We start from the raw sequence: 6,374 nt of genomic DNA, 5'->3' as shown, positions 1-6,374 counted from the left end.
GGCGGCCGGTGAAAACGCCCGCCTGCTGGTACGTGTACCTGATCGAATGCCGCGACGGCAGCCTCTATACGGGCATCACCACCGAAGTGCTGCGGCGTTACGCGCAGCATGTCGCCGGCAAGGGCGCGCGCTACACCCGTTCGCACCCACCCGCGCGGTTGCTGGGGCATTGCGCCTGCGCAGACCGCGCCGATGCCAGCCGCACCGAGTACCGCATCAAGCAATTGCCTGCAGCTGAAAAACGCGTGCTGTGCGAACGCTGGGCACGGGACTGATCGATCGCCCTGCCCCGTCGCTGCCCTAGAACAGCACCCACAGGACCTGCAGCAGTCCCCATAGCGACACCGCCCAGGCCAGCGAGCGCAGGTACGGGATGCCGGCCGCGTAGATCGGCAGGTAAGCCAGCCGGGCCCAGAAATAGACCTGCGCACCCAGGGCGCTCTCGCTGCCCGTGCGTTCGGTCATCACCACGGCCAGGACCGCGGCGGCGAAGAACGGGAAGGTTTCCAGGAAATTACGTGTCGCCCGCTCCACCCGCGCCGCCACTCCGGTGAGGGGCTTGGGCTCGCCGTCACGCGCGCTTGCATTCCATTTCATGCCGCGCTGCCGCGTCATCAGGCCCGCGCCCAGCAACACGTGGGCCAGGCCCAGGGCGATGGACCAGGCCAGCATCTGGGTCTCCATGCTCATCTGCAAATCTCCGGAAGGATGAATTCAAAGCCCGCGCTGCAACGGTGCGGGAACCGCCTTCATCATAGCGATGCAGTGCCGGCGGCAGGTCCATCAGGAACTGCACGCTGTGCCCCCGTCATGCCAGCGCTCCCGACTTACTCGTGCCCCGACTGGTCCGAAGGGCGCGTGCCGGCGTTGTCATGCTGCGACAAGGGGCTCTCGATGGGGCACTTGCCGTCGGGAAATCCGTAATCGGCGCGCAACGCCAGGCCACAGGCGTCGACCTGCTCCGGCGCCGTGTCCGGGCGCACGCATTCGCGCTCGAACACGCGGGTGAATTCGTCCTTGCGGCCAACGAAATCCTCGCCGCACTTGCGGGTCAGCCGGATCCGTTCCAGGTCGTCCTGCACCGCATTGGCACCGTCCAGCCCGTACTCCTCCAGCTCGTTGCGGGCCAGCAGCCGCAGCTTGCGATTGGGCACGGTCATCATCAGGTCGGCCACCGCCACCGCGGCGCCGTTGCGCTCCAGGTAGTCCTTCATCTGCGCATAGACCTCGCGCAGTTCCTGGCTCACTTCGGCGCGGGTATTGGCGATGGAATCGACCCGGATCATGCGGTGGATGCCGACCTTGCCGGCAATCCGGCGATCATCGCCCGCCGCCAGGATCAGCACGCAGGCGCTGTGGCAGATCGCGTCCTCGCGAACCCACAACAGCCAGCGCGTGGCGCCGATGGCGTCGCCGGCCTTCATCGCATCCTCCACGTGGCCGCCGCTGGAATCCAGGTCCAGGATCCGGGTCTCGATGCGAAGGCGCTCGGCGATATGGGCCACGCGCTCCACCAGCGCCGTGAAGTCGGTGGCGATCTTGCCCTGGTAACGCAGCCGCACGATGCCGGTCTTGATGCAGGGGCGCACCAGGGTCGACACGCTGGCATAGGAAAGGTCGTGCAGGGCATGGCCGGGGTCGCCCTCCTCCGGCTCGGCCGCGCAGCTTACGAAGGCCTCGCCAGAACTGACCTCCACGACCGGCCAGTTGCCTGACTCCAGGGTCGCGGCCTTCACCGGCGCGGCAGGGGGAGGACCACCACTCAGCGCGCCAGCCTGGTCGCCATTGCTGGGCAGGTCGACGATGGTGTCGACCGGCTGCACCGGCGCGGCCGGCCGGCAGGCCGCCATGCCGAGGCAAAGCGCGGCCAGGATTACGGGTTTGAACATGCGATGGATCGGGACACGGCGACGGGGGTGCCGACAGTCTAGTGCGCGCACGGCAGCCCATCCGAACGCCTCGTGAATATCCCCTGCCGGATTGCCGGATCCATGGCCGTTGCGAGGGTTCACGCAGATTTGCCACGCTGCATGCGGTCCACGGCCTTCACGGCGACAGGGATAGATTCGCGGTTCCCCAAATGAAGGCAGACTTCCATGCGCATCCTCATTACCGGCGCCAATGGCCTGGTCGGCCAGGGCGTCCTGCGTGAATGCCTGCGCGACCCGCACGTCACGGCAGTGGCGGCACTGGGACGCCATCCCAGCGGCCAGGCACACGCGAAACTTTCCGAAATCACCTGCGCGGACTTCGCCGACCTGTCCGCCGTCGAAGATGCGCTGCTGCCATTCGATGCCTGCTTCTATTGCGCAGGTGCGCCACCCTTGGGTACCGCGGAGGACGAGTACCGCCATGTCACCCTTGACCTGACCCTCAATGTCGCCACCACCCTGGCCGGCCTCAATCCCGGCATCGTCTTCGTCTACATTTCCGGCGCGCATTCGAACCCGGCAAGCCGGCTGATGCCGTTGCGCATCAAGGGCGAGACCGAACAGGCACTTGCCGCCCTTCCTGTCCGCACCGTGATGCTGCGCCCCGGCGGGATCCAGCCGGTCGAGGGTGTGCGCTCGCCGCATGCGGCCATGGCGGCCGTGCATGCACTGGCCGGACCCCTGCTGGGCCTGGGCGTGCGCCTGCTGCCGGGTGCGCTGACCACGACCGGACGGGTAGGCCGCGCGATGCTGGCCGTGCTGTCGCAGCAGCCGCTGCCTGCGGTGGTCGAGAACGCGGAGATCAACCGCCTCGGCGCCTGAGTGGAGGTGCTTTACCCTGATTGCGGAGCTGGCCGCCCAGCCGGCACACTCGGCCGCACCCCTTGTGGAGACAGCGCCACGATCGAAGGAGGATGCCGCTGCGGCGCTATCCGTTACCGGCTTGCCACCGGGCCGGTGGCCACCCGCCAGTGCTGGTGCCGCGACTGCCAGTACTGGGCCTGCGGCAATGCGTCGGTGAACCTGATCGTGCCCCGCGCCGCGCTGCAGGTCGAAGGCACGCCGCTGCACTACGAGAGCCTCGCCGACAGCGGTCACCACATGCGCAGATCTTTCTGCGGTACCTGCGGCAGCGCCCTTTTCAGCGAGGCACGGGAGAACCTGGACTACCTGGTCGTGCGGGCGGGCTCACTGGACCTGCCGGGCCAGTTCGCGCCGCAGGCGGTGATCTGGACCGATTCGGCGCCGGCCTGGGCCGTCATCGATGCGGCCCTGCCCGCATTTCCCCGCCAGCCGGCCTGACTACCTGCCGACAAGCGGATAGACCCGCACGTAGTCCACCTGCAGGGTGGCGGGAAAGCTGTTGTCGTCCACGCCTTCCTTGCCACCCCAGTCGCCGCCGACGGCGACATTCATCAGGAAATGGAAGCGCTGGTCGAACGGCCACGCCTTCGGCCCGCTGCCCTCGTTGGGAAACTCCAGCACCAGCTGGTCATCGACGTAGCCGCGGATTGCATCGGGGGTCCAGTCGGTGCGGTACACATGGAAACCGTCCATGGCATCGGCGACCACGCGGGTGGCGCCGCGCTGGGTATTGATGCGGTGGTTGTAGGCCTCGGTATGCATGGTGATGTGGATGCGGCCCGGGTCGAAACCCACGTGTTCCATGAGGTCGATCTCGCCGGACTTGGGCCATTCGCCATAGACCTTGTCGGTAGGCAGCATCCACAGTGCCGGCCAGGTCCCGCGACCGCCTGGCAGTTTCGCGCGGATCTCGAACCTACCGTAGAGGAAGTCACCCTGCTTGTTCGAAGTCAGGCGCGCGGAGGTGTAATCCATGCCCTGGCGCTTCTGCTTCCTCGCCACGATGTTGAGCATGCCGTTCTCGACGAAGGCGTTGTGGCTGCTGTCGGTGTACTGCTGCAGTTCGTGGTTGCCCCAGCCATGGCCGCCCTGCTGGAAACGCCATTTGCTCGAATCCGGCGGCCCGGGCTGGTCGAATTCGTCGCGCCAGGCCGGCGTGCTTTCGAAGGCCCACTGCTTGCCGGTGTCAGGGCGCGCGGCCTCCACTACCCCGGTTCCAGCGGCACCCCCCGCCAGCGCCGCGGATACCTGCAGCGCCGCACACAGCAACACTGTATTGCCCACCGGTCGCACGCCTTTCATCGCCTCTCCTCCCGTCAACGGCAGTGACGCAGCATCACCTCAGCGACAGGGTACAACCAGCGTCACGGCCGGTCGTCAGGGTCGGTCGTCAGGATCGGCCGGCCAGCAGACTCACTTCCCCGAGCCGAACAGCGAAGGATGCTTGGGCCGCCAGTTCATGCCCTTGTATTCCACCTCGGCTGGCGCCGTGGCTGCCTCCTTCTGCTGGGCGGGCGCGGCCGATGACATCCGCGCATTCCTGAGCTTGGCCGCGACCGTGGCGAAGCCGCGCAGGTCCCCGGCAGTAAGCAGGTACTCGTCGCGGCACACGCGATAGCGCACCGATTGCGCCGCGGCCACCGCGTCGATCCATTCCAGGGTCACCTCCTGGTCGATCATCTCGACCATGTCCCCGTCGATGACCTCCCCGTGATGCACGGCACGCGCGGTGGCCTGGGGCCGGCCATCGATCCACCAGGCGATGTCGTGGCAGCCGGCGAACCGCGACCGCGGCACCGCCTCCCCGTCGCCAGCCGAAACGAAGGCCACGTCGATGCTCATGGCCACGGCCTGGCCGACGAAATGCGCGTTGAAGGTGAACACCGGTTTGCGGGTATCGCGGCTGCCATCGGCCGTGTAGACGATGCGGCGCTCGCCGCTGCCGCGGTCGAACTGGTCACTGACGGCCTGCGCCCCGGCCGGCATGGCCAGGGCCTGGAACAGCACGGCCAGGAGCAGCAAGGACAGGCGCGTCAAACGGCTGCCCGGCCGGTGGCGGGTGTTGCATGCGGCATTCCCATCACACTCCCCAGTGCCTTGAACCCCGCGATTCCCCATTGGCGCGGTGCGAGGCGGAGTCTGACAGTTGGGTCACACTTTTTTTCACTGCCAGGCGGCTGGCATCTCCGTAGTGTGCGCAGCGTTGCATTTGGGAGCCGATGCGCCGGTTTCGACCTGTCGATTCCGAGCCTGCCGCTTCGTCGCAACGGCAAGGGAAATCTCCCCGCAACGGGATCCACCATGTCCGCCAACAGCGTCCGCCTGCATCGCGTCCTCCGTACCTCGCCAGAACGGCTGTATCGCGCCTTCCTGGATGCCCAGGCCTTGGCCAAATGGCTGCCGCCGCATGGCTTCACCTGCCAAGTCCACCACCTGGAGGCACGGGTCGGCGGCAGCTACCGCATGTCGTTCACCAACTTTTCCACGGGCAACGGCCACGCCTTCGGTGGCACCTATGTGGAGCTGGATCCGCACCGGCGCATCCGCTACACCGATCGCTTCGAGGATCCCGGCCTGCCAGGCGAGATGCAGACCACCATCACCCTGGCCCCGGTCTCGTGCGGCACCGATCTGCAGATCCTGCAGGAAGGCCTGCCGCCGGCCATCCCGGTCGAGCAGTGCTACCTGGGCTGGCAGGAATCGCTGCTGCAGTTGGCGCAGCTGGTCGAAGCCGATATCCCGGACTGAAGCGCGCAACGGCTCGCTGCCAGGCCGAACACCTGGTGATGCCATGCGGCCGGACCATCAGCCGCCGCGGCGTTGCAGCGCCCAGAATCCGATATCGCGGCGCAGCCGGTAACCCATCTGTTCGTACAGCAGCTTGGCCCGCAGGTTCTCGTGGCTGACATGCAGGAACGGCTGCACGCCGCGCGCCAGGCAATCATTGCCCAGCCACGCCGTCAGCCGGCGCGCATGCCCGCGTCCGTTGAACCGGGGATGCGTGCAGATGGCGCTCATCTCGCGGCGGTCGGGCGTGCCCAGGCGTTCGCCGATCATCGCGGCGAGCTGGCCGTGCTGGTATATGCCGAAATAGCGGCCCATGGCCATGGTGCGTTCGCGGAAGTAATGCGGATACACCAGCGCGGTCAACCCGAGCACATCGTCGCGATGGGCCTCGGTGAGCGGAATGATCCGCGGCCCGTCGACCACCGGCAGCGGCGCGTCGCAGACCATCTGCGCCAGCGGCGCGAACGCCTTCAGTTCCCAGGCCCGGGGCACTGCGTCCGGCGCTGCCCCCAGCAGGTAGACCGCTTCGCCAGGCCTGACCAGGGCCACGCAGGCCTCGGCCGCGTCCGCCGCGGGCGACTCCACCGCGAAAAAGGGCGCATGGTCGGCTGGATAACGCGCAACCGGCCCGTGCACCAGGGCGAGTCTGCGATGGATCGTCTGCAGCGAAGACCAGATCGGATTGTCGAGCGCGGTGTCCATGGCGGCGTCACGGTGCGATGGCCGCATTATCCACCCGCCGGTATCGGCCGGAGGGTATCCAGCAGACGACCACGTTGCCGGAGCCCGCGA

9 protein-coding genes are annotated in these 6,374 nt (G+C 67.4%); 4 read left to right on the top strand and 5 right to left on the bottom strand.

From position 1 onward, the window contains the following. Positions 1-8 precede the first annotated feature (8 nt). Positions 9-275, top strand: a complete 267-nt coding sequence (locus DT603_RS10965; protein ID WP_170295411.1) for a GIY-YIG nuclease family protein — start codon at positions 9-11, stop codon at positions 273-275. A 25-nt stretch (positions 276-300) separates the two neighbouring features. On the opposite strand, the gene DT603_RS10960 is transcribed toward DT603_RS10965, so the two are convergent. Together DT603_RS10960 and DT603_RS10955 are read right to left on the bottom strand one after the other, a co-directional pair. After that, entirely contained in the window at positions 301-696 is a 396-nt protein-coding gene (locus tag DT603_RS10960) for an MAPEG family protein (protein WP_162349913.1), read from the bottom strand. Positions 697-827: 131 nt separating this feature from the next. After that, a complete protein-coding gene (locus DT603_RS10955; protein WP_162349912.1) occupies positions 828-1,889 on the bottom strand; it encodes a hypothetical protein in 1,062 nt (353 codons plus the stop codon). Positions 1,890-2,096: 207 nt separating this feature from the next. Between DT603_RS10955 and DT603_RS10950 the strand changes: the two genes are divergently transcribed. Further along, positions 2,097-2,753 carry an NAD-dependent epimerase/dehydratase family protein gene (locus DT603_RS10950; protein WP_162349911.1) on the top strand — a complete coding sequence of 219 codons (657 nt, stop codon included), beginning with the start codon at positions 2,097-2,099 and terminating at the stop codon, positions 2,751-2,753. After that, on the top strand, positions 2,754-3,233 hold the full coding sequence (locus tag DT603_RS10945) for a GFA family protein (RefSeq protein WP_484573157.1): 480 nt from the start codon (positions 2,754-2,756) through the stop codon (positions 3,231-3,233). Here the strand turns inward: DT603_RS10945 and DT603_RS10940 are convergent, their stop codons facing one another. Then, positions 3,234-4,097, bottom strand: coding sequence for a glycoside hydrolase family 16 protein (locus tag DT603_RS10940; protein WP_162349910.1), 864 nt, complete (start codon positions 4,095-4,097; stop codon positions 3,234-3,236). Positions 4,098-4,208: 111 nt separating this feature from the next. Beyond that, positions 4,209-4,817: a hypothetical protein gene (locus tag DT603_RS10935; protein WP_162349909.1), complete on the bottom strand. Its 609-nt coding sequence runs from the start codon at positions 4,815-4,817 to the stop codon at positions 4,209-4,211. A gap of 279 nt (positions 4,818-5,096) precedes the next feature. Between DT603_RS10935 and DT603_RS10930 the strand changes: the two genes are divergently transcribed. Continuing rightward, positions 5,097-5,543, top strand: coding sequence for an SRPBCC family protein (locus DT603_RS10930; protein WP_162349908.1), 447 nt, complete (start codon positions 5,097-5,099; stop codon positions 5,541-5,543). 57 nt (positions 5,544-5,600) lie between these two features. Here DT603_RS10930 and DT603_RS10925 read toward each other — a convergent pair whose 3' ends face one another. After that, positions 5,601-6,284, bottom strand: coding sequence for a GNAT family N-acetyltransferase (locus DT603_RS10925; RefSeq protein WP_162349907.1), 684 nt, complete (start codon positions 6,282-6,284; stop codon positions 5,601-5,603). Positions 6,285-6,374 lie beyond the last annotated feature (90 nt).

The sequence above is a fragment of the Pseudoxanthomonas gei genome (genome assembly GCF_010119615.1).
GTDB lineage: Bacteria > Pseudomonadota > Gammaproteobacteria > Xanthomonadales > Xanthomonadaceae > Pseudoxanthomonas_A > Pseudoxanthomonas_A gei.
Note: the sequence above shows the minus strand (reverse complement) of the source record. Positions and strands in the feature narration are given on the sequence as shown.